The organism is Microbacterium sp. BF1, assembly GCF_019279095.1.
Lineage (GTDB): Bacteria > Actinomycetota > Actinomycetes > Actinomycetales > Microbacteriaceae > Microbacterium > Microbacterium maritypicum.
Genome location: NZ_JAGYWT010000679.1, coordinates 1 through 1,043, shown reverse-complemented (window position 1 = coordinate 1,043; position 1,043 = coordinate 1). Strand labels below are relative to the sequence as shown.

2 protein-coding genes are annotated in these 1,043 nt (G+C 69.8%); both read right to left on the bottom strand.

Going from position 1 to position 1,043, the window contains the following annotated elements:
* On the bottom strand, positions 1-855 hold an 855-nt coding region (locus KZA10_RS15985), incomplete at its 3' end, for an SCO6880 family protein (RefSeq protein WP_374196607.1).
* Positions 824-1,043: hypothetical protein (locus KZA10_RS15980; RefSeq protein WP_218683378.1), on the bottom strand; the 220-nt coding region annotated here is incomplete at its 5' end. The genes KZA10_RS15985 and KZA10_RS15980, both read right to left, overlap by 32 nt.

Genomic DNA, 1,043 nt, shown 5'->3' with positions numbered 1-1,043 from the left:
CCCGGTAACCGAGAGCTCCGCCGCCCGCAGCGCCGTCACAAGCGTGGTCATCTCCTGCCGCAGCACCGCAGCGGCTCCCTTGATCCCGCCACCGTTGGTGCGTATCTGCCGGGCGGCGGCGCGCATGTCGAGGGCGACACTGATGGTGGTGGCGTGGCGTTCACCGGCGGGACCTGCACGATCAATGAGTTCCCGATAAACAGTGGAAGTCCAGGACCCGTCATCGCGGCCGTGCCGCTGCCACCACTCGACCAGCCCGGAGCCGCCATCGGGGAGGGTGCGCTCGCAGATTTGGAGGCGGGCGATGCGCCCGGACCGGCAGGTGGTGGCGAGCACCCGTCCCCAGGTGGCGACGCGGCGTTCCTGCTCACCCGGGTCCAGGAGCACGAACGCAGGATGAGAGACACCGACGATCGCGGTGAGGGTCTGGTGGTGTGGGTCGTGGATCATCGCCGCCCCGGTTTCCGGGTCTTCCCACTCCCGGAGCGCTGCCGTATCCCCGGGCAGTGCGAGGGTCCCGGCGGGGCGGGGCTTCACGACCCGACGCCGAAACACGGTCTGTCGCTTTTGGGTGCGGGCGACCCACCGGAAGGTGACGGGCACCCACTCGACCAGCTTCCGCCCACCGATCGGGGTCCAGGCGAGCGCGGCGCAGAGTAGCCAGATGGGTGCCGTCCAGGCCAGGAGCATCCCGCCTCCGGCGTAGAGGGCACCGACGATGGAGAGGACACCGGTGGCGAGGACGATGAGTTGGGAGAGGGAGAGGCCGAGAAGGATGCCACGACGGGTCAGGCGGGAGAACTGCACCGCCCGCAACCCAAACTCAACCGCTCTCGTGTTCTGCTGTGACGACATCGGTCACTCCTTCCCAGGCGATGGCTTCGGCGAGGATGCCGGTGGCGGCACGGAAACTGACGGTCGTGGTGGCACCGTTGGAGTGGAGCTCGGCGTGGGAGGCGGTGCGGGTTGCGCTCTCTCCCCGGCACCGGCGGCATGGCCTTCCGCTGCACCGCCGACCGCGCCGCCGAGCTTCGGTCCTGCGG